The sequence below is a fragment of the Streptomyces sp. MK7 genome (assembly GCF_032658145.1).
GTDB lineage: Bacteria > Actinomycetota > Actinomycetes > Streptomycetales > Streptomycetaceae > Streptomyces > Streptomyces spiralis.
This window is the reverse complement of the sequence record NZ_JAVACL010000005.1, coordinates 269,598-287,728: the sequence shown is the minus strand read 5'-3', so window position 1 is coordinate 287,728 and position 18,131 is coordinate 269,598. Positions and strand designations below refer to the sequence as shown.

General features: G+C 72.4%; 22 protein-coding genes. 5 read left to right on the top strand and 17 right to left on the bottom strand.

Going from position 1 to position 18,131, the window contains the following annotated elements; all coding sequences use genetic code 11:
- The first annotated feature begins 8 nt into the window (after positions 1-8).
- Positions 9-374, top strand: coding sequence for a 5-carboxymethyl-2-hydroxymuconate Delta-isomerase (locus R2S09_RS10080; RefSeq protein ID WP_306189235.1), 366 nt, complete (start codon positions 9-11; stop codon positions 372-374).
- Here R2S09_RS10080 and R2S09_RS10075 read toward each other — a convergent pair.
- The 3 genes from R2S09_RS10075 to R2S09_RS10065 all read right to left on the bottom strand — a co-directional run bounded on the left by R2S09_RS10075 (position 371) and on the right by R2S09_RS10065 (position 3,667).
- On the bottom strand, positions 371-1,087 hold the full coding sequence (locus R2S09_RS10075; protein ID WP_316740471.1) for a TetR/AcrR family transcriptional regulator: 717 nt from the start codon (positions 1,085-1,087) through the stop codon (positions 371-373). The genes R2S09_RS10080 and R2S09_RS10075 overlap by 4 nt on opposite strands.
- A 95-nt stretch (positions 1,088-1,182) precedes the next feature.
- Positions 1,183-3,099, bottom strand: coding sequence for a hypothetical protein (locus R2S09_RS10070; protein WP_316740470.1), 1,917 nt, complete (start codon positions 3,097-3,099; stop codon positions 1,183-1,185).
- Positions 3,100-3,148: 49 nt separating this feature from the next.
- Positions 3,149-3,667: a tetratricopeptide repeat protein gene (locus tag R2S09_RS10065; RefSeq protein ID WP_306189232.1), complete on the bottom strand. Its 519-nt coding sequence runs from the start codon at positions 3,665-3,667 to the stop codon at positions 3,149-3,151.
- Positions 3,668-3,803: 136 nt separating this feature from the next.
- Here R2S09_RS10065 and R2S09_RS10060 point away from each other — a divergent pair, with 136 nt between their 5' ends.
- Entirely contained in the window at positions 3,804-4,217 is a 414-nt protein-coding gene (locus tag R2S09_RS10060) for a hypothetical protein (RefSeq protein ID WP_316740469.1), read from the top strand.
- An 86-nt stretch (positions 4,218-4,303) separates the two neighbouring features.
- Here the strand turns inward: R2S09_RS10060 and R2S09_RS10055 are convergent, their stop codons facing one another.
- The 7 genes from R2S09_RS10055 to R2S09_RS10025 form a co-directional block, all read right to left on the bottom strand.
- Positions 4,304-5,845, bottom strand: a complete 1,542-nt coding sequence (locus tag R2S09_RS10055) for a DUF1996 domain-containing protein (protein ID WP_316740468.1) — start codon at positions 5,843-5,845, stop codon at positions 4,304-4,306.
- Between the two features lie 184 nt (positions 5,846-6,029).
- Positions 6,030-7,127: an NAD-dependent epimerase/dehydratase family protein gene (locus tag R2S09_RS10050; RefSeq protein ID WP_316740467.1), complete on the bottom strand. Its 1,098-nt coding sequence runs from the start codon at positions 7,125-7,127 to the stop codon at positions 6,030-6,032.
- 64 nt (positions 7,128-7,191) lie between these two features.
- On the bottom strand, positions 7,192-7,782 hold the full coding sequence (locus R2S09_RS10045; RefSeq protein ID WP_316740466.1) for a winged helix-turn-helix domain-containing protein: 591 nt from the start codon (positions 7,780-7,782) through the stop codon (positions 7,192-7,194).
- Positions 7,783-7,902: 120 nt separating this feature from the next.
- The gene (locus R2S09_RS10040; protein WP_316740465.1) at positions 7,903-8,025 is read right to left on the bottom strand and encodes a hypothetical protein; all 123 of its coding nucleotides are present in this window, start codon (positions 8,023-8,025) and stop codon (positions 7,903-7,905) included.
- A gap of 87 nt (positions 8,026-8,112) precedes the next feature.
- Positions 8,113-9,030 (bottom strand): DUF6891 domain-containing protein, encoded by a 918-nt coding sequence (locus R2S09_RS10035; RefSeq protein ID WP_316740464.1) that lies wholly within the window; start codon positions 9,028-9,030, stop codon positions 8,113-8,115.
- An 86-nt stretch (positions 9,031-9,116) separates the two neighbouring features.
- Complete coding sequence (glnII, locus tag R2S09_RS10030; RefSeq protein ID WP_306189227.1) at positions 9,117-10,145, bottom strand: glutamine synthetase; 1,029 nt, start codon at positions 10,143-10,145, stop codon at positions 9,117-9,119.
- A 153-nt stretch (positions 10,146-10,298) separates the two neighbouring features.
- Positions 10,299-10,787: a helix-turn-helix domain-containing protein gene (locus R2S09_RS10025; RefSeq protein ID WP_306189334.1), complete on the bottom strand. Its 489-nt coding sequence runs from the start codon at positions 10,785-10,787 to the stop codon at positions 10,299-10,301.
- A 106-nt stretch (positions 10,788-10,893) separates the two neighbouring features.
- Between R2S09_RS10025 and R2S09_RS10020 the strand changes: the two genes are divergently transcribed.
- Positions 10,894-11,751 carry an alpha/beta fold hydrolase gene (locus R2S09_RS10020; protein ID WP_306189226.1) on the top strand — a complete coding sequence of 286 codons (858 nt, stop codon included), beginning with the start codon at positions 10,894-10,896 and terminating at the stop codon, positions 11,749-11,751.
- A gap of 74 nt (positions 11,752-11,825) precedes the next feature.
- Here R2S09_RS10020 and R2S09_RS10015 read toward each other — a convergent pair whose 3' ends face one another.
- Both R2S09_RS10015 and R2S09_RS10010 read right to left on the bottom strand, forming a co-directional pair.
- Entirely contained in the window at positions 11,826-12,566 is a 741-nt protein-coding gene (locus R2S09_RS10015; protein WP_316740463.1) for a hypothetical protein, read from the bottom strand.
- 140 nt (positions 12,567-12,706) lie between these two features.
- The gene (locus tag R2S09_RS10010; RefSeq protein ID WP_316740462.1) at positions 12,707-13,072 is read right to left on the bottom strand and encodes an arsenate reductase family protein; all 366 of its coding nucleotides are present in this window, start codon (positions 13,070-13,072) and stop codon (positions 12,707-12,709) included.
- Between the two features lie 171 nt (positions 13,073-13,243).
- Here R2S09_RS10010 and R2S09_RS10005 point away from each other — a divergent pair, with 171 nt between their 5' ends.
- Complete coding sequence (locus R2S09_RS10005; protein WP_306189223.1) at positions 13,244-13,558, top strand: hypothetical protein; 315 nt, start codon at positions 13,244-13,246, stop codon at positions 13,556-13,558.
- A gap of 50 nt (positions 13,559-13,608) precedes the next feature.
- Here R2S09_RS10005 and R2S09_RS10000 read toward each other — a convergent pair whose 3' ends face one another.
- The 4 genes from R2S09_RS10000 to R2S09_RS09985 all read right to left on the bottom strand — a co-directional run bounded on the left by R2S09_RS10000 (position 13,609) and on the right by R2S09_RS09985 (position 16,956).
- Positions 13,609-14,793 (bottom strand): winged helix DNA-binding domain-containing protein, encoded by a 1,185-nt coding sequence (locus tag R2S09_RS10000; RefSeq protein ID WP_316740461.1) that lies wholly within the window; start codon positions 14,791-14,793, stop codon positions 13,609-13,611.
- Positions 14,794-14,878: 85 nt separating this feature from the next.
- Positions 14,879-15,478, bottom strand: a complete 600-nt coding sequence (locus R2S09_RS09995) for a PspA-associated protein PspAB (RefSeq protein WP_306189221.1) — start codon at positions 15,476-15,478, stop codon at positions 14,879-14,881.
- A 2-nt stretch (positions 15,479-15,480) separates the two neighbouring features.
- The gene (htpX, locus tag R2S09_RS09990) at positions 15,481-16,404 is read right to left on the bottom strand and encodes a zinc metalloprotease HtpX (protein WP_306189220.1); all 924 of its coding nucleotides are present in this window, start codon (positions 16,402-16,404) and stop codon (positions 15,481-15,483) included.
- A 294-nt stretch (positions 16,405-16,698) separates the two neighbouring features.
- On the bottom strand, positions 16,699-16,956 hold the full coding sequence (locus R2S09_RS09985) for a hypothetical protein (RefSeq protein WP_316740460.1): 258 nt from the start codon (positions 16,954-16,956) through the stop codon (positions 16,699-16,701).
- Between the two features lie 268 nt (positions 16,957-17,224).
- Here R2S09_RS09985 and R2S09_RS09980 point away from each other — a divergent pair, with 268 nt between their 5' ends.
- Positions 17,225-17,602: a hypothetical protein gene (locus R2S09_RS09980; RefSeq protein WP_306189218.1), complete on the top strand. Its 378-nt coding sequence runs from the start codon at positions 17,225-17,227 to the stop codon at positions 17,600-17,602.
- 205 nt (positions 17,603-17,807) lie between these two features.
- Here R2S09_RS09980 and R2S09_RS09975 read toward each other — a convergent pair whose 3' ends face one another.
- Positions 17,808-18,020 carry a hypothetical protein gene (locus tag R2S09_RS09975; RefSeq protein ID WP_316740459.1) on the bottom strand — a complete coding sequence of 71 codons (213 nt, stop codon included), beginning with the start codon at positions 18,018-18,020 and terminating at the stop codon, positions 17,808-17,810.
- Between the last annotated feature and the right edge of the window lie 111 nt (positions 18,021-18,131).

Sequence of the window (18,131 nt, the reverse complement as noted above, 5' to 3'; positions counted from 1 at the left end):
GAGTGCCCATGCCGCAGATCATCGTCGACTACTCGCACCCGGTGGAAGACTCCTTCGACCTGAAGGGCTTCGCCCGGGCGGTGCACGAGACGACCGTCGAGATCGCCGCCGCGAAGCCGGAGGCGTGCAAGACACTGTTCCGCTACAGCGACTACTGCGCGGTCGGATACGACGACCCCGAGGCGGACGGGCACGCCATCGTGCACGTGACCATCGGGCTCCTCGCCGGACGCAGCGACGAGACGAAGGCGAGGCTGACGGAGGCCGTGCTCGAGTTGATCCGGAAGCACATCAAGCCGGAGGACGGGGTCGTCCTGCACGCCTCCGCCGAGACCCGTGAGCTGGACCCGTCCTACCGGAGGTTCAACGGTTAGGAGGCAAGGCTGAGCAGCCGGCCGACCAGGTCCCCGAAGGGGCCGTCGGCCGGCTCTTCCTTGAGGACCGGACCGATCAGGGCGGCCATCTCCTCGTCGTAGGCGGCGCTGACCGATGCCAGCGCGGCGAAGTCGTGCACGAGCTGGAGTTCCAGCTCGGCGCGCGGGACGCGCCGGCCGTCCAGCCAGATCAGCGCCGTCGACTCGACCAGCGAGATCCACGAGCGGACCACCAGTTCCAGTCGCGGGGGCGCCTCGGTGACGCGCAGGTGCGCGAGGATCTGGTCGTACGCGGCCTGTCGCACGGAGTCGATCAGCGCGTTGGTCGCACAGACGTGGTCTCTTGAGCGGACTTGGTCCGCGGGGACCGCCGGGCCCCCGCGCATCAGCGCCGAGAAGCCGGGCCCGTGCTCGTCCACGAAGTCGAAGAACCGGCGCATCACGCGCAGCAGCCGCGCCCCCAGCGGACCCTCGTGCGGTTCCGCGAACTTGGCCGCCAGATCATCCGACGCCCGCTTCAACGCCGCCTCGTACAGGCTGAGTTTGCCGGGAAAGTAGTGGTAGACCAGCGGGCGCGATATGCCCGCCGCCGACGCGATCTCGTCGATGGAGACGTCGTCGGGCGAGCGGTGGCTGAACAGTTCGAGGGCGACGCCGATCAACTGCTGCCGCCGCTCCTCGACTCCCATTCTGCGGCGAACCCCGGTGCTCATGCGAACACCTTACCGATCGAATCCGGCCGCGAACGGGCCCGACCGGTCGCCTGGTTCGCACGCGTCCGTCGCAGAGCCCGGTGCGTGCGGGTGTTTCAGCGCAGCACACCGAGCGTGCGGCCGTCGGCCAACGTGCCCTTCAGGTCCGCCCGCACGCCTTGCCCGGCGCGTACGGCGAGCAGGTTGCCCCGGGCGGCGGCGCGGACCCCGCCCGACGCGCTGATCGACGCGGTGGCCCCGTCACCCGCCGCGAGCAGGTACCAGGAGCCCGCCGGTGACTTCCACAGCACACCGGCCAGCACATGCGGGTCGCGGGCGCCGCACGCGGGCACGTCCTCGGCCTTCGCCACGACCGCGCCGTACTTCCCGCCCGGCGCACGGAACTGGGCCAGCACCCGGGGATCCGCGCCGCGCCAGGTCTCGGCCCGCGTGCACACCCACGCCGCCGGACCGCTCGCGTCGGGCAGCGGCTGCTCGGCGTACCGCCAGGCGTTCACCGACCGCACGCCCTGCCCGCGCACCGCGCCCAGCGAGCACGCGAACGGCGCCCAGGCCTTCAGCTCCGCCGCACTCGACGCCTCGCGCGGGGCGGCCGGAGGGCCCGTGGTGAGGTGGGCGGGGACCAGTTCGCCCAGGTCGCTCAGGACGTGCGCGCCGCCGTCACCGGCCAGCTGGAGCACGTTCCACCGGGTGCAGGCACCCCTCCGCTGGACCGGACTGGCCAGCGGGCCGGTGACGCCGTTTGTCAGACCCAGGTCCACCGGACCGGCCGTCGACCGCATCAGGTCCCGCCGGGTCGCCTTCGTCACCCAAGGCGCCGTCAGATAGCGGACGTTGCCGTCGGGCCGGTCCAGGACCACGGCGGACGCCTCCGCGCCGGTGGCGCCGTCGACACGGGCGAAGTCCAGGGCGGCCCCGGCCGTGGACTGCTTCGGCTCGGCGTAGCGGGCGATGCGCAGCCCGTCGTAGAGGACCACCACGTGCGCGTTGTCGACGTCGCCGGCGTAGAGCAGCTGCGGCGGCCCGGCGGGGCCTCCCGAGGCGGTGCCCGGGGTGGCCGAGACATGGACGGACCCGCCCGGCCGGGCCCACACGGCTAGTGCCCGGCGCAGCAGCGCCGTGTCACCGGTCAGGTCGCCGCGCGCGGGCCACACGGAGAAGTCCAGGCGGGCCGCGGTCCGCCAGGCGGTGGGCGCCGCTCTGGTCAGCTTGGCCGGGTCGAGGGCGGCCTCGGCTGAGGGGTTTTGCGCGTAGGCGGGCGCGGCGGCGCCCTCCGGGCCCCAGCCGCCGCCGGGCAGCGCGACCAGCGCGCCGCACACGGCCAGCGCCGCCGCGGCGGCGAGCGCGGCCTTGGTGTGCTGCCTGCGCCGCACCAGGTCGGTGGGCCGGGCCTGGAGGGAGCAGGGGTCGAACTCGGGGGAGCCCAGCAGCGCGTACTGCTCGGGCACCCGGTCGGCCTGGCGCAGCGCGGCGCCCGGGTCGGCCACGCCCGCGGCCGAGAGCACCTGGCCCACGGCGGCGTCCGGCAGCCGCTCCAGGCCGCGCAGCACGTAGGCGGCGCGGGCCGGGCCGGACAGCGCCGCGAGCCTGAGGTCCAGGGCCAGTTCGTCGGCGCCGCCCGAACGCGGGAACAGCCTCAGCCCCCACACCTGGGGGAGCAGCGGCGGCAGCTGGCCGCGCCGGGGCCACCGACCGCGCCTGCGCGGACGGTCCGCGTCGAGTGCCGTCCGCACCACCGCCACCCGCAGGAAGGCATAGCCCGGATCGGTGCCGCGGCCGGCCGGCTGGGTGGGGATCGCGGACGCGGAGGCCCGGCCCCGGGGCAGCGCGCGCTGGGTGAGCGAGTGCGCGGACAGGACGCGGCGGTTGCGGCCGAGGCCGGGCGGCAGCACCAGATAGGCGAGCCGGACGAGCCGCGGGTAGTGCTCGACGAGCGCGGCCTCGGCCCGCTCGACGTCGACGACCGGCTCGGAGGAGGACGAGGGGCGCGGGGCGACATCCTGTGACTGCACGTTCAGCAGAACGAGCGAATCGTTGAATGGTCACCGCCAGACGGGCGACTCAGCGCTCCGGACTCACCAGCAGACGGGCGTAGTTCGCCATGGAACGCTGGTAACGCGGCAGGTGGGGGGCGAGGGCGCCCAGGACGAGCGACAGGCCCTCGCGGTCACGGCCGAGACTGGACAGGCACAGGGCCAGGCAGGCCCGCACCGCGTCGTCCAACTCGTCCGAGGGGGCGTCCAGTTCGGGCGTGAGCAGCTTGACCCCCTCCTCCGGCTGCCCGGTGTTCCGCAGGGAGCTGGCCAGCTGGATCTTCGTCCGGCGGCCCCGGTAGCCGTCGAGGCCGCGGGCCAGCGCCTCCCGGTACAGCGGCACGGCCCGGTCCGAGTGCCCGGTGGAGTCCCAGGCGCACGCCTGCTCGAACGGGCCGAGGGGGCTGTCCGCCGGCAGTTCGGCCACGAGCGCGTCGATCACCGCCCGGAACGCGGGCGCCTCGCTCTCGGAGTAGTCGTCGAAACGGGCCCACGCGGCGGCCACGCGCTCTTCCCAGTCCTGGTTCACCGGCCCACCCTCGCACACACGCGCCCCCGCGGCCACGGGATTTGAGTGCCGTGCGCGGCACAGCCGTATCGAAGGGCGGGGCCCGCGCCGGGGCCCTCCGCGGCATGCCCGGGCTGTGTGCCGCCGCAAGGGACCGCCGGAAGCGGAGGAACAGATGAGGGTGACCCGACCGATGCTCGCGGCGGCCGGTGCCGTGGCGGCAGTGGCGCTGACGGGCTGCGGCTCCGGTGGCGACGCGGCCGCGAAGGTGCCGCCGGTGGCGAGCGGCAGCCTGGAGCGCCTGGCCGCCGAGGTGAAGTGCGAGCCGGACATCCAGACCGACGCCGACACCATCCGGCAGGCGATCTGCACCACCTCCACCGGCAGGTTCGTCCTCGCCACCTTCGCCACCGACCGCGGCCAGCGCGAGTGGATCAACGAGGCCAAGGACTACGGCGGTTACTACCTCGTCGGCCGCAAGTGGGTCGCCGTCGGCGACGACGGCGTGGTCCGTACGCTGCGCGGCACCCTCGGCGGTGACATGGAGATCGGGACCGACCACCACGCGCACGCCGGCCACGGCGGCTGAGCCCCACAACACACGGAAGACCGGCGGCGGGATCCCCCTCCGCCGCCGGCCTTCACGCCTCTGCTTCCGTCACGGGTGTGCGGCTGTCAGCACCTGCGCCCGGAGTTGATGCAGTCGGCGATCTTGTTCGCCAGGTTGTTGGTCGTGATGCTGATGAAGTCGTCGTGGTCGGTCGCCGGCTTGTGCAGCTGCTCCGGGAATCCGTCCACGGCGTAGGCGTTCTTCACCTGGCCGTTCTGGATGGTGGGCGGGGTGACGTCGTACACCAGCCGCATGGTCAGCTGCGGGATCGCCTTGAAGCCGTTCGGGCAGACACCACTCGCGGGATCGGCGAAGGCCACGTGCGTGCGGTGGTTGGCGCTGTCGGTGTTCTGCCCGTCCCAGCAGCTCTGGAAGGCGAACGACCGCACCACCTTGCTGCCCTGCGGGCAGATCGGGTACTGCTGCGTCAGCTGGACCTTGCTCTCGAAGCCGGTGCAACTCCAGTGCGCGTTGGCGTTGGCCAGACCGTTGGTGGTGGTCTTGGCGTCACCGGTGATGATGCGCAGGAACTGCGGCATCGCGACGACCTTGCTCGCCGGGCTGCCCACGTACTTGATCTGGGCCACCACCGGGGTGAGGATCTTGCCGACGTTGCCTTCCTTGCCGCCGCCGAGCTGGTTCTGGTCGGCCTCCTGCGTGCCGTCCTGGAGACGGAGCACCGGCCAGTAGTACGCGGACAGGTCGTCCTTGTTCTGGCAGCTGGTCCCGCCTTGCAGGAAGTTCTGGTTGTCGGAGAACGCGTTGATCTTCTGGTTGCCGACGTAGTCGTGGGTGTGGTGCGCGCCGTTGGTCACGCCGGGCGCCACGATCACGTTGTCGGTGTTGCGGTTCTTGTTGGCGTTCACGCCGCAGCGCGTGGTGAACGTACCGGTCGAGGCGTTCTGCAGGCGGCGCGGCTTGCTCAGGACGTTCGGCGCGACCTTGGTGATGTCGACGAAGTCGGCCGCGACCGGGCCGTTGCCGGCCTGCCCGCCGATGTTCTGCCCGGCGTTGCCCTGCTGATCATTGCTGCCCTGCTGACCGTTGTCGCCTTGCTGACCGTTGTCGCCTTGCTGCTGGCCGCCGTTGTTCTGCTGCTGGCCACCGCTGTTCCCCCCGGCGGTGGTCTGGTCGGCGGTCTGCGTCGCGCAGGCGGCGAGCTGCTTGAGCGCGTTGTCGAAGGAACCGCCGACGCGCTGGATGTCGATCCGGATCCGGTCGATCGTCGCCGTCCGCTTCTCCTTGAGCGGGCCGACGATCGCGTTCTGCACGAAGCTCGGATCCTGGGCCTGCGCGTCGCGCGTGGAGGCGAGCCGGGTGTAGGCCTCGGTGATCTGCTTGTCGAGGTTCGACAGCTCCGTCGCCACGCCCTGACGGGCCCGCCAGGGCACGTTCGTCAGCTTCTGCTGGACGTCCGGGCAGGAGATCGTCGCCACCTGGGCGGTCGCTGCCTTGGTCCGGTCGCCCCACGCGTCGTTGTGCGACTCGTGTGCGGATGCGTAGAAGTTCGCCCAGATCAGCCCGCCCCCACCGAGCGCTAGGGCCGCCGATGCGGCTATGGCCTTGGTGGCCAGCGGCGTACGGCGTTTTCTTGTGTTGCGTCCCATGGAACTCCTCTGTCCTTGCGGGGCAGCATCGAGGCGCCCGACAGGAGTGAAGCGGCTCCCTTCCATACGGATGCCGTCGCAGAGGTGTTCAGCCGACGCACGAATTACTTCCGGTTCCACCGGGTATCAGCCGCATCAACTGGCGTTTCGCAATGAGGAGTTGTTGTCGGCTCGCGGGCGGTGGTCAGCTGTCGCGGTCGGATGAGGGGTCGTGCCCGGGGTCGGGATCGCGGTCGGGGCCGGGGCCGGGACCGGGCAGATCGGACCCCGGCACCCCGGACCCCAGGACCTTGGCCTCCACCTCCGGGTCCAGGCCCACCGGGGGCCGGTCCGCGCGTTGCGGGGCGGAGCCGCCGATGTCCCGCAGCCAGCCCCAGGTGTCGGCGACCGTCTCCGTGACCGGACGGCAGCGCAGGCCCGTCGCCACGGCCCGGGAGACGTCCGCGCCGTGCAGGGCGTCGTGCGCCTCGCTGCCCGGGGGCACCCACACGGGCAGCTGGGTCCACGGCTCGATGCCCGCAGCGAGGACGGCCCGCGGATCGGTCCAGCGCAGCTCGGCGTCGGCGCCGGTCACCTGCACGCACGCGTCGAGCAGCGTGCCCATGGTGGCGTGCCCCTGCGGGCTCATCAGGTTGTACGGCCCGCTCAGCTCCCGCTCCACCGCCCCGAGCGTCCATTCGGCGAGGTCGCGGACGTCGACGTACTGAAGGGGCAGGTCCCGCGGGCCGGGCGCCAGCACGGGACCGCCCCGGGCGATCCGGTCCAGCCACCAAGGCAGCCGCCCGATGTTCTCGTACGGCCCGAGGATCAGCCCGGAACGCACCAGCAGCGCACGGTCGGAGCCGAAGGCCTCGGCCGCCGCCAGTTCGCCGCCCCGCTTGTCGCGGGCGTAGTCCGTCGCGTCCGCGTCGGCGTCGGCGCCCTCGACCAGGGGCGCCTCCTCGGTGTATCCGGCGGGCGGGGCCCAGGCGTAGACGGAGCAGCTCGACACGTACACGTACCGGCCCGCCCGGTCCCGCAGCAGCCGCGCCGCGTCCCGGACCGGGCGGGGCGCGGCCGACCAGGTGTCCACGACCGCGTCCCACTCGCCGTCCTCGCCGGCGTGCGCGGCCAGGGCGGCGAGCCCGTCGGGCGCGCTGCGGTCGCCGATCAGGGACCGCACCCCGGGGACCGGCGCCCGCCGTCCCCGGTTCAGGACCGTCACATCCCAGCCGCGCCCGACGGCCGCCTCGGCGACGGCCCGTCCCGCGAAGTCCGAACCGCCCAGCACCAGAAGTCTCATACCGGTGACTGTGCCCGGTCCGGCGGCGGAAGGGAACGCGGATCTGCCGTCAGCAGAGGCCGTGTCAGCGGGTCCCCGGAGGGGCGTACTTGTAGCCGACCCGGCGCACCGTCTGGATCGTCCCGCGGTGCTCGGCGCCCAGCTTGCGGCGGAGCCGGGCGATGTGGACGTCCACGGTGCGGCCGTCGCCCACATGGCCGTAGCCCCAGACGGTGGTGACCAGCTGGTCGCGGGTGTGCACCCGGTGCGGGTGCGCGACCAGGTGGGCGAGCAGCTCGAACTCCAGGTAGGTGAGGTCGAGTTGCCGGCCCGCGACTCCGGCGGTGCGCCGCACGGTGTCGATCCGCACCAGCGGCTCGGCGTCCGCCTCCGGGGAGGCCTCCGGGTCCGCCTCCGTCGGTTCCGGCACCGCGACCGGCGGGAAGGGTGGCCGCTGGTCCGCCGGGACCAGCACCAGGTAGCCGACCATCGGCGGCCGGCCGGGCAGGGTGGGCAGGGTGTCCTGCGGGGCGGGCAGCCAGGTGCTGCCGGGCGGCACTAGGGCGGCCACCTCGTCACGGTCGACGGCGCGCAGCCGGTGCCGGGTGGGGGTGGTGAGCGGGGAGGCGGGGGAGAGGGAGCGAGAAGCGGAGGAGAGGGAGCGAGTGGTCGCCATGAGAGGTCAGCTCTTTTCGCGCGAGGAGTTCGTCGGGCGGGACGGCGGCCGCGAGTTCGTGGTCGGGCGCGCCGAGGGACGTACGTCGTTTCGCGCTGGCCGAAGGCCGGGTGTACGGCTTCAGAGGGCCCGCGCGTTCAGCGCGCGGCGACACACCCGGTCGAAGTCGTGGTGCTGACGGGAAGGCCAGAAGGGCTCGAGGTCATGGCGGCCTGTCGCGGTGTGCTTCTGGATGCCGGCCATGGCTCCATTGAAGCAGACACCGCGCACGGACAGGACCCGTCTCTCAGTGGCTGGACGCCTTCTGACACCGAGTCGGCCCGGCACCGCTCAGCCGGTCAGGCGTTTGCGCCAGGTCAGGGGCGTGACGGTGATGGCCCGGCCCGGATCGCCGTCCCAGTCCGTGGACAGTCCCGCCGCTTCCAGGGCCGTGACGACCTCGCGTCCGACGGCCGCCGTGGTCTCCTCGGAGCCGTCGAACCCGCCGTAGTGCAGCGTCAGGCCGTGTCCCTCGGCGGCGGCGCGGGTGGACTGGTGGTGGGAGAACACGAAACCCCGGGTCCTGTCCGGGTCCGTCACCTCGCCCCCGATCTCCGCCATGCCGCAGCCGCGGCAGCAGGTGAAGTCCTCCCGGGCGACGACGCCGGCCCGCTCCAGCGCGGCGAAGGCCTCCTCCAGGCGGTCGGGGTCGGTGGGGCCGGCCCAGCTCTCCTGCTCGGTGACCCGCTCCAGCCACAGCCGCTCGACGATCTCCCTGGCCTGCGCGGAGGAGACGGCGTCCTCCATCAGGTAGACGGTCTCCTCGACAAGGCGGCGGATCCCCGGACAGCCGTCGGCGAGCATCTCCCGTACACCGCCCTCGGCCCGCGCGGCGATGTCCGGGTCGAGCGGGGGAACCTCCTCACGCGGCCCCGGCTGTACGGGCTCCCAGTCCACGTCCGCGTCCCAGCCGGGCTCCTGCCGCGCCCAGCCGGTCAGCAGCCGGGCCACCCGCTCGGGGTCCGTGAGCTCCGCGCCGAAGAACGCGTCGGCGCCGCGCCGGTGTTCCAGCCGCCAGTCCCCGCCCGCCTCGTGCCACACCTGCGCGAACACATGCGGCAGGTCCGGTATGCGCTGCAGCACCAGGAAACGGTCGCCGGCATCCCCGATCCGCAGCACCAGCTCCCGCAACTCGCCGGCCGAAAGGCGCGTGCGGACACGGTCGTCCTCCGTCCTGACCGTGACGGCCAGGCCCCCGTCGATCTCCATGCCCCCACTGTGCCACCCGCCACTGACAACTGAGGGGGCGCCCACCTCAGCGGTGGGCGCCCCCTCACACGAGCCGTGCCGGTGGATCAGACCTGGCCGGCCTTCTCCAGCGCGGTGCAGCAGGTGTCGACCAGCAGGCGCGTCACGACGTACGGGTCGACGTTGGCGTTCGGACGGCGGTCCTCGATGTAGCCCTTGGCGTCCTTCTCGACCTGCCAGGGGATGCGGACGGAGGCGCCGCGGTCGGAGACGCCGTAGGAGTACTTGTCCCACGGGGCGGTCTCGTGCAGGCCGGTGAGGCGGTCGTCGATGCCGGCGCCGTAGTTCTTGACGTGGTCCAGCGGCTTGGAGCCCTCGCCGAGCGACTCGCACGCGGTGATGATCGCGTCGTAGCCTTCGCGCATCGCCTTGGTGGAGAAGTTGGTGTGCGCGCCGGCGCCGTTCCAGTCGCCCTTGACCGGCTTGGGGTCGAGGGTGGCGGAGACACCGAAGTCCTCGGCGGTGCGGTAGAGCAGCCAGCGGGCCACCCACAGCTGGTCGGCGACCTCCAGCGGGGACAGCGGGCCGACCTGGAACTCCCACTGGCCCGGCATGACCTCGGCGTTGATGCCGGAGATGCCCAGGCCCGCCTTCAGGCAGTTGTCCAGGTGCTTCTCGACGATCTCGCGGCCGAAGATCTCGTCGGCGCCGACACCGCAGTAGTAGCCGCCCTGCGGGGCCGGGAAGCCGCCCTCGGGGAAGCCCAGCGGGCGGGAGCCGTTGAAGAAGGTGTACTCCTGCTCGATGCCGAAGATCGGCTCCTGTGCGGCGAACCGCTCGGCCACCTCGGCGAGCGCGGAGCGGGTGTTGGAGACGTGCGGGGTGAGGTCGATGTTCAGGACCTCGCACATCACGAGGATGTCGTCGCCGCCGCGGATCGGGTCGGGGCAGGAGAAGACCGGCTTGAGCACGAGGTCCGAGGAGTGCCCCTCGGCCTGGTTGGTGGAGGACCCGTCGAAGCCCCACAGCGGCAGCTCGCCGCCCTTGGCCTCGTCGCTGAGGACCTTGGTCTTGGAACGCAGCTTGGCCGTCGGCGCGGTGCCGTCGATCCAGATGTACTCAGCCTTGAAGCTCACGGGCCACATCCTTCGGGGGTGTCACTCGGGCGCACTTGCGGGTGCTGCGGCGCTGCGGCACCGGAGCGCCGCCGTTGTTGCCCGCAGCCTGTCAACAGGCGATTTCCCGGCCGTTGCCCGAGTGTGAACCGCGTGTTACCTGGGGCCCTTGTGTCACGTATCACCTGGTGAGCGCCGGCTGGGCGGGGCGGAGGACGGGCTGGGGGACCGAGCGGGGGACTGCTCCGCCGCGGCCTGCCGTACCCCGCCGAGAAAGCCCCGGATCGCGGCCAGCTGATGGTCGTCGTAGCCCCGCAGCAGCTCCACCGACCGCCCGATCAGCGGTCCGAAGAAGGACCGGCCCAGTTCCACGGCGCCTTCCTCCACCTCGACGACGACCTTGCGCCGGTCGGCCGCGCCGCGGACCCGGCGGACGTGGCCGGCCCCCTCCAGGCGGTCGAGCAGCGCCGTCGTCCCGGCCGAGTTGAGTCCGAGCGCGGCCCCCAACCGCCCGGCGGTCATCTCCTCGCCCGCCCGCCGGGCGTCCATGAGCGCGATCAGGGCGCGGACGTCCGTAGCGTGCATGCGGTTGCGGCCGGCGAACCGGGCGCTGTGCAGGCCGAGTTCGACGGCGACGGCGCGCAGGAGATGGACGATCTCCATCTCCGGCTGCGTCTCCGGCTGTGCTTCCGGTGCCACGGGGGGACCTCCCGCGCTATTGTCTCGTTCAGCGAACATCTCGCTGGACGAGATAATAGGGGGTCGTCCCGTGGCCGGATTCGACAGCGGCGCCTTCCGCGCCGCGTACGGCAAGGTGCTGGCCAAATGGCCTGCGGACCGCGAGGCGCTGACGGTCGCCACGCCCTTCGGCGACACCCGCGTCACCTCCTGCGGCCCACGCGAGGCACCGCCGCTGCTCCTGCTGCCGGGCGGCGGCGGGGCGACCTCCGTCTCCTGGTACGCCCAGGCCGCGGACCTCGCCCGCATCCGCCGGGTGCACGCCGTCGACCTGATCGGTGCCCCCGGACTGAGCGCCCCGGCCGGCGACCGCCACCCCCGTACGGTCGCCGACCTGGCGGTCTGGCTCGACGCGGTCCTCGACCACCTCGGAGCCCGCCGGGTGGATCTCGGCGGGCACTCCTACGGCGGCTGGATCGCCCTGCACTACGCGCTGCACGCCCCCGGCCGGGTCCGCCGCCTGTTCCTCCTCGATCCGACGCAGTGCTTCGCCGGATTCGAGGCGGCGTACCTGCTGCACGCGCTGCCCATGCTGCTGCGGCCCTCGCCGCGCCGCGTCCGCGCCTTCCTGGAGTGGGAGACCGGCCCGGCGTCACTGGACCCGGACTGGCTCCGGCTCCAGCAGGCGGCCGCGGGCTTCCCCTCCACCAGGCCGGTGACCGGCCCGCGCCCGGAACCGGGGGCGCTGCGCGCCCTGGAGGTGCCGGTCCTGCTGCTCCTGGCCGGGAACAGCAGGACCCACCACAGCCACCGGGTGGCGGCCAGGGCGGGCGCGACACTGCCGCGCGTGGAGACCGACGTACTGCCGGACGTCTCGCACCACGCGCTGCCGCAGGCCGCGCCGGCCGGGCTGGGCCGCCGCCTCACCGGCTTCCTGGAGGCGGGCTGAGCGTCACCCGCTCAACCGCTCAACCGCTCAACCGCTCGTCCGGTGACCCGGTGGCCGGACGAGGGGTGACCCGGTCATCCCACCTTCTCGATCCGCGCGTGCCGGATGAGGAACTTGCCGGGCTCGCGGACCTGTTCGAAGGCGGCGTTGTTGAGCAGCACGCAACTACCGGACACCGAGGTGACCTTCACCGTCGTCGACTTGTTGTTGTCCAGGTTGGTGACCTTCAGGGTCGTACCCGCCGGGAACTGGTTGCTGGAGGCCGCCGGGGCACCACCCTCGCCGGAGAGCGTGACGGTGGAACCCTGGCAGACCTGCTGCCCGGAGGCAGCGGCCCCGGCGCCGGAGTTTCCCGCCGCACCGCTCTGCGAGGGCTGCGCGGCCTGTCCGCCGCCGCCCGAGGCCTGCTCGCCGCCGCCCGCCTGCTGGCCGCCCTGCTGCCCGTTCTGCGCCTGCCGGCCGTTCTGCGCCTGCTCTCCGGTCTGGGAGTCCTGAGCCGACTCCCCAACCGTGCAGCCGGACGCGGCCTGCTTGCGCTTGATCTCCTCGATGACCGCCTGGCGGTTGGCGATCCGGGCCTCGGACTGGGCGTCCGGATTGGCCTTCTGCCCGTCGATGAACTTCTGGTTGTTGCCGAGGGCGGTGGCGAGCCCCTGGCAGACGGTCGAGTCCCCGGCGGACAGGGTGCGCGGGCTCTGCGGCTGTGCGGCGTTGGACGTCGCCGCCAGCGCGAAGGCCCCGCCTCCCGCCACCGCCGCGGCGCTGACCAGCAGCGCGACCTTCTTCTTCGTACTGAGAGTTCTCCTGCGCGACATGCGCGCCTCCTGAAGAGGTAGGGGAGCGTACGCCGCTATGTACGAGATGCCGAACGAGGTTACTCAGCAGTTGCGGGAGTCGGTTGAAGTAACGTGCGTCACAAGGAAGGTGACCGGAACAGAAGGAAGCCGAAAGCGGCTCAGCTCTTGCGCCCGAGCGCGTCGCGCACCGCGTCCTCCGTCCGCGCCACCACCGCGGTGCCGTCGTCGGCCGTGATGATCGGACGCTGGATCAGCTTCGGGTGCGTGGCCAGCGCACCGATCCAGCGGTCGCGCGCGCCGGCGTCCCGCGGCCACTCCCTCAGGCCGAGCTCCTTGGCGTCGGCCTCCTGGGTGCGGGTGATGTCCCACGGCTCCAGCCCGAGCCGGTCGAGCACCGCCCGGATCTCGTCCTCGGTGGGTACGTCCTCCAGATAGCGGCGGACGGTGTAGTCGGCGCCCTCGGCGTCGAGCAGGCCGATCGCGCTGCGGCACTTCGAACAGGCCGGGTTGATCCAGATCTCCATGGGGCCACGGTACGCGAAAACTCGTCTTCCGCCTGCGTCACACCAGCCTCGACAGCCTTGTGGCCAGGGGGTTTTGTCAGTGGCCGGCAGTAGAATAGAAGCAGTGTTCGAGGGTGTCGCCGGGGTCGCCGTGGTCCCCGGTGGAGCACCCCACGCGACAGGAGGATGCCTGTGCCCGCTGCCGCACTGAAGCCGAAGCCGTTGCCGACCCAGTCCACCGCGAAGCGTCCCGTCCTGCTCGACCTGCCGTACGCCCCCGTGGAGAAGCGGCCGTTGCCGGCCGGGCGTCCGCGGGAGTGGTACGTCACGCACAACCGCCGTCTGAAGGCCATGCGGCTCGCCATCGCCCTGCTCGACTCCGGTGTCCACCTGCCGGGTCAGGCGCGCGACGAGACGATACGGAGCATGGCCGAACTCATCGGCGTGCACCCGCCGTCGGACACCACCTGCCGCATGGTGCGGGCCCTCATGCGCTACTCCCGCTGAGCCGCCGCCGGCCGGCCCGGACACTCACCCCGACCGGCCGGCGAACCCGCCTACGTCGCCAGCTCCTTCTCCAGCGGTGTGCGGAAACGCGGCGTCACTCTGGTCGGGCCGAGCAGATCCCGGAGGAGGCGGGCCTGCTCGGTGACGGCCGTCTCCGCCTCCCGGCCCGCGTTCCTCGGATCCAGCAGGCGCCAGGCGATCTCGCCGTCGGGGCGCTGGGCCCAGGCGCCGACCACCTGGCCGTTCCACCACACCGTGGGGCCGACGTTGCCGCTGCGGTCGAAGAGTGCGGGCCGCAACTCCGGTGCCAGATACCAGTCGCGCTGCTGCCAGCCCATCGCCGTCGGGTCGAGAGCGGGCAGCAGGGCCGCCCACGGTTCCCGCGGGGCCGCCACCGGATCCGTGTCGCCGGCGACCACGTACCCCGTGCCCTCGTCGAGGGACACCTCCTGCGCGCCCATCGCCGCCAGCGCGCGCCGCACCTCCGTCACCCGCCAGCCCGTCCACCACTTCAGGTCGGCCTCGGTCGCCGGGCCGCAGGCCGCCAGCCAGCGGCGCAGCAGATCGGTCTGGGCGTCCGCGACGTCCAGCTCGGGATGCGTGGGCGCGAGGGCCCAGCGGAACTGCGTGGACGTCCAGGAGCCGAGCGGCCGGCCGCGTACGACCTTGCCCTCGACCCCCAGCAGGCGCAGCAGCCGGGACGACACCGTGTGCACGCCTTCGTAGCTCTTGCCCGGCGCGTAGGCGAACTGCTCCCGCAGCCGCGGCTCGTCCTCGGCGAGCTCGGCCGCCGTGGCCTGACCGCGCCGGGCCAGGGCCGCCAGCGTCGACTCCTCGACCTCCTTGAGCCAGGCCGCGTCCGGCGCGCCCGCCGCCGCCATGTCCTTGATCAGCTGCGAGCGGGCGCGGGCGGCGACGGCGACACCGGTCGAGGCGTGCACCACGGCGGTCAGCTCGGCCGGGAACACGAAGACCGTGTGCCGCATGCCGTGCATCCGCACCAGCGTGCGGTCCTCGTACAGTGCCCGCTCCGTCCGCGGTACCGTCTTCACCGGGTCGGCCAGGCGCGCGGCCACCCCCAGGTACACCGTCGCCGGATCGGTGCCGTGCAGTGCCACCAGGGACGCCGCGACCTCCTCCGGACCGGCCGCCCGTGCTCCGGCGGCCAGCCGGTGCCGCTGCGCCAGCCTGGCCCGTCGCTCCTCGACGCCGACGTACCGATGCGGTTGTCCCATGCGCCCTCCACCCGTGGTCCCGCTCTGGTCCTGCTCGTACGGGCAGCATCCTCGCCGATCCCACTGACAACCGACCGAGGGAGGGTCACAGCCCCGGGGCGCCCCACACCGGGAACCAGCGGCTCAGGTCCTGTTCGACGCGCAGGTCGTTCGCGAGGGTGGCCTTCAGCTGGAGCTCCAGGGCGTTGTCACGCTGGTGCGGACGGTCGGGCAGTGGGGCGAAGGGGTAGAAGGTGCCCCGTTTGTAGAGGTAGACCAGCGCGAGACGGCGGCCGGTGCCGTCGGCCGCCTCGCCGTCGGCGAAGCCGACCAGGGAGCACAGCAGCTGGGGGCCGAAGCCGTTGACCTCCATCGCGCTGTTCACCGCGTGCAGGTCGTTGACGAGCTCCGGCAGCTGGTCCGGGGCACGGCGGGAGAGCAGCCAGGAGTAGCCGTAGGCGTCCTTGGACAGCTCCACCGGCGGTCCCGTCCGGTCGGTGTCCGCGTCGAGCAGCGCCTGCACCTCGCGGTGCGTCTGCTCGAACGCCGCGCCCTCGACCGTGGCGAAGCACACCGCGCCCTGCCCGGTCGGCCGCAGGCCCGCCGCGGCCTCCAGCGTCACCGCCGCCGAGGGCAGCCCGAACAGCTGGTCCAGGTCCGGCGGAGCCGGTTTCGTACGGCCGAGCAGGATGTCCAGGAGCCCCATTCTCAGCCCGCCCTCCCCGGCGTCGCGGCCTCGCCCAGCTCGGCGGAGATCCGTCCCAGCTGCTCCAGCCGCTGCTCCAGGCTCGGGTGGGTGGAGAAGAACCGGGAGATGCCGGGCTCGGAGCCCAGCGCCGGGGTGAAGTAGAAGGCGTTGAAGGCCTGGGCGGTGCGCAGGTCCTCCGACGGGATCCGGGCGATGTCGCCCGTGACCTTGGTGAGCGCGGAGGCCAGCGCGGAGGGCCGCCCGGTCAGCAGGGCCGCCGCCCGGTCCGCGGCCAGCTCCCGGTACCGGGACAGCGCCCTGATCAGCAGGAAGCTGATCGCGTACACGGCCGCGGAGACGCCCATGACCATGGCGAACACGGCCAGGGTGTTCTGGTCCTTGCGGCCCCGCCCGCCGAAGAGCTCCGAGTAGAACGCGAACCGCACGACAAGTCCAGCGACCACGCCGAGGAAGGACGCGACCGTGATCACGGCGACGTCCTTGTGCGCCACGTGCGACAGCTCGTGGGCCAGCACGCCCTCCAGCTCGGCGGGTTCCAGCCGCCGCAGCAGCCCGGTCGTCACGCACACCACCGCGTTGTCCGGATTGCGGCCCGTGGCGAACGCGTTGGGCATGTCCATGTTGGACACGGCGACCACCGGCTTGGGCATGTCGGCGATGGCGCACAGCCTGTCCACGACCGCGTGCAGCTCGGGAAACTCCTCCCGCTCCACCACCCGGCCGTGCATCGCGAACAGCGCGATCCGGTCGGAGAACCAGTACTGGGCGGCGAGCGCCGCCACCGCGATCACCACGACCAGCACCCAGGACTTCAGCAGCACGATCAGCGCGGCGACGAACGCCACGTACAGCAGCCCGAGCAGGAACAGCGTGACCCCCATGCGTACGGTCAGCCGTCGGTCGCTCCGGAACCGGCTCTGCATCTTGCATCACCCCGCAGTCAGGCACTCGTCCCGCCATCCAGTGTGCACCTGAGACCCGCCATGAAGGGGTTCCGAATGCCTCCAGCAGAGGCAAAGGACCCTGTGGGCCGGCGGGTGCGCGGGCGGTGCGAGCGCGGCGTCAGCGGTCGAGCCCGGCCGCCCACGCGCGCCGCTTCAGCGTGGTCGCCGAAGAGGGCGCGGACCCGCTCCAGCAGCTCGCCCACCTCCGCCGCCCCGCGCGGCACCTCGGCCGTCGGATGCCACCCCTGCACCGACCGCGCGGCCCACGACGGCTCAGAACATGGTGCGCGTCCGGGCGTAGCCGATCAGGAGGATCAGGGCGGCGACGCAGCCGAGGACCACGGCCGTCGATATCCACGAGGAGCGGCGGGGGGCGGCCGGGTCCGGGTCGGCGCGGAAGGGGACCGGGGCCGGGGGATTGTCCTTCCAGCGGGCGGCCAGCATCCGGGCCCGGGCGGAGGGCTCCTTGTGCTCGGTGGCGTTCGCCCATCGGTGATCGAACTCGCGCTCGAGATCCTCGTGTTCGGTCATCCCCGTTACCTCACTCCTGGCCGTCGGCAAAGGATCGTCTTCCGTCTGTAGGAGACGTCTGAAGCGCCGGAAGGTTGCACGGCGGCACGGAACGGCCGGCTCCGTACGGCGGCCGTGACCCGTCCGCCGTTCCTTCACTCTTTCGGCTCAAGATGCTGCGCGACCGGTGTGCGTCTAGCCTCGATGGGAGGGTTCGCGCTGCGGCCGTGGCCACCCGCCTCATGCCTCGGAAACCCGCCCGCGTGGTGGGTGGAAGGAAGGTACTCCCATGAGAGCACAACGCGTCAGGCGGCTGTTCGCGATGTCCGCGGCCGGCGTCCTCCTGGCCGGCGGCGCCGCGATCGGTGCGGCGGGTACGGCCTCGGCGGCCTCGTCCGCCACGACGGCCACCCCGGCCCAGGTCGCCACCCATGGCGGCGGTGACTGCGGTCGCGGCGGATCGTGGGGCGGCGGCTGCGGCGGCGGCTACGACCGCTATGGCAGCGGCTACGGCGGCTTCCTCTACGACGGCATCGGCGGCCTCGGTGGCCTCGGCAGCATCGGTGGCCTCGGCGGCCTGGGCGGCATCGGCGGCCTCGGTGGGCTGGGCAGCATCGGAGGCCTCGGCGGTATCGGTGGCCTGGGCGGGCTGTTCGGCCTGCTGTGACGGCGCCCCACGCGGCACGGCCGAGGGCCGCCACCCGGAGAGGTCTTCGGGTGGCGGCCCTCACATTTCTGCCTCGCGGCAGCGGCCTGTCACACGTCGAAGTACAGCTCGAACTACAACGGCCCCTCTGCCATCTGCGGCGGAGGGGCCGTAACGCGTTGACCTGCCGTTTTGTGCGTTGGTCTGCGTTTGGTAGTGACAGACGTTATTGATCGTCCTGCGGACTGTTTGCGGACTGCGGATCGACACTGTCCGTGTTGGGCCGCTGGGGCAGCTCGTCTGTCTCGTGCGTGAGCCAACGCAGGAAGTCCCGGATGTACTGGCCTCGCTGCCGGGGGCCTACGACGGCGCCGGCCTTGTCCCACAGCTCCTTCTCGACCCTGATGGTCTGTCTCGGGGTCTTCTCTACGTTCGGCATGGCCTGAGCGTAGCCCCTTGCGGTGTCATGACACCAGGGTCTACGGTGGGTGTCATGACACCGGGAGCCTCCCGGAACGTCAACGGCCCTACCTGCGTGCTGACACACGAA

Coding starts and splice junctions, on each gene's coding strand:
- R2S09_RS09995 (WP_306189221.1), bottom strand. CDS start 15,478: ATGGGGCTCCTGGACATCCTGCTCGGCCGTACGAAACCGGCTCCGCCG.
- R2S09_RS10055 (WP_316740468.1), bottom strand. CDS start 5,845: ATGGGACGCAACACAAGAAAACGCCGTACGCCGCTGGCCACCAAGGCC.
- R2S09_RS10025 (WP_306189334.1), bottom strand. CDS start 10,787: ATGGAGATCGTCCATCTCCTGCGCGCCGTCGCCGTCGAACTCGGCCTG.
- R2S09_RS10035 (WP_316740464.1), bottom strand. CDS start 9,030: ATGGAGATCGACGGGGGCCTGGCCGTCACGGTCAGGACGGAGGACGAC.
- R2S09_RS09985 (WP_316740460.1), bottom strand. CDS start 16,956: ATGACCGAACACGAGGATCTCGAGCGCGAGTTCGATCACCGATGGGCG.
- R2S09_RS10050 (WP_316740467.1), bottom strand. CDS start 7,127: ATGAGACTTCTGGTGCTGGGCGGTTCGGACTTCGCGGGACGGGCCGTC.
- R2S09_RS10060 (WP_316740469.1), top strand. CDS start 3,804: ATGAGGGTGACCCGACCGATGCTCGCGGCGGCCGGTGCCGTGGCGGCA.
- R2S09_RS10040 (WP_316740465.1), bottom strand. CDS start 8,025: ATGGCCGGCATCCAGAAGCACACCGCGACAGGCCGCCATGACCTCGAG.
- R2S09_RS10045 (WP_316740466.1), bottom strand. CDS start 7,782: ATGGCGACCACTCGCTCCCTCTCCTCCGCTTCTCGCTCCCTCTCCCCC.
- R2S09_RS10080 (WP_306189235.1), top strand. CDS start 9: ATGCCGCAGATCATCGTCGACTACTCGCACCCGGTGGAAGACTCCTTC.
- R2S09_RS09980 (WP_306189218.1), top strand. CDS start 17,225: ATGAGAGCACAACGCGTCAGGCGGCTGTTCGCGATGTCCGCGGCCGGC.
- R2S09_RS10010 (WP_316740462.1), bottom strand. CDS start 13,072: ATGGAGATCTGGATCAACCCGGCCTGTTCGAAGTGCCGCAGCGCGATC.
- R2S09_RS10000 (WP_316740461.1), bottom strand. CDS start 14,793: ATGGGACAACCGCATCGGTACGTCGGCGTCGAGGAGCGACGGGCCAGG.
- htpX (WP_306189220.1), bottom strand. CDS start 16,404: ATGCAGAGCCGGTTCCGGAGCGACCGACGGCTGACCGTACGCATGGGG.
- R2S09_RS10075 (WP_316740471.1), bottom strand. CDS start 1,087: ATGAGCACCGGGGTTCGCCGCAGAATGGGAGTCGAGGAGCGGCGGCAG.
- R2S09_RS09975 (WP_316740459.1), bottom strand. CDS start 18,020: ATGCCGAACGTAGAGAAGACCCCGAGACAGACCATCAGGGTCGAGAAG.
- R2S09_RS10015 (WP_316740463.1), bottom strand. CDS start 12,566: ATGTCGCGCAGGAGAACTCTCAGTACGAAGAAGAAGGTCGCGCTGCTG.